Genomic DNA, 657 nt, shown 5'->3' with positions numbered 1-657 from the left:
GGTGGGCTTGAAGCGCAACCGCAGGCTGGCCCGGGCGTTGGCCGACGCCGCCCCGGCCACCCTGCGGCGGCAGTTGCAGTACAAGACCGGCTGGTACGGCAGCGTCCTGCACGTCGCCGACCGGTGGTACCCCAGCTCGAAGACCTGCTCGCGATGCCAGACGGTGAAACCCAAGCTGTCGCTGTCCGAGCGCACGTTCCACTGCGATGCCTGCGGCCTGGTCCTGGACCGGGACGTCAACGCCGCCCGCAACCTAGCCGCCCTCGCGCGGCACGTCGACCTGGAGTCGCCGGGCGACGCTAAAACAGGACGTGGAGCCTGTGTAAGACCCGTAAGCCCCGCACCCGCGGGCAGGGCAACGGGCGTCGAAGCGTCAAGGCCGCCTGCGGCCAACGCCGCCCGGCAACGGGCGACTGCCAATCATGAGCTAACTAACGCTTAGTGAGAGGTAACGGTGTCGAAGTACGCCCACCAGAAGCGCCGCCACGACGGTGATGCCGAGCACGGCGGCGACCACCACCGGGCCGGTCAGCGGCAGCTCGCTGATGAACTTCGGGCCGATCCCCAGCGCAATGATCGACTCGCCGAGGGCCACCAGGATCATCAGCGCATGCCGCTCGGCCCAGTGCCCGGCGGAGACCACCCGCCAGTACGACC

The 657-nt window shown here is 69.3% G+C and carries 1 protein-coding gene and 1 pseudogene; one reads left to right on the top strand and one right to left on the bottom strand.

Translation table 11 applies throughout. The features are described 5' to 3' along the window. Window positions 1-442, top strand: a 442-nt coding sequence (locus DKT69_RS38760) for a zinc ribbon domain-containing protein (protein WP_201749403.1), incomplete at its 5' end; no start/stop codon positions are given. Window positions 443-450: 8 nt separating this feature from the next. On the opposite strand, the pseudogene DKT69_RS00060 reads toward DKT69_RS38760, so the two are convergent. Next, a pseudogene (locus DKT69_RS00060) lies at window positions 451-657 on the bottom strand (low temperature requirement protein A); the annotation flags it as partial.

This window comes from Micromonospora sicca (genome assembly GCF_003172935.1).
In the GTDB taxonomy this organism is placed as follows: domain Bacteria; phylum Actinomycetota; class Actinomycetes; order Mycobacteriales; family Micromonosporaceae; genus Micromonospora; species Micromonospora sicca.
The sequence above is the reverse complement of the archived record's forward strand: the minus strand, read 5'-3'. Positions and strand labels throughout refer to the sequence as shown.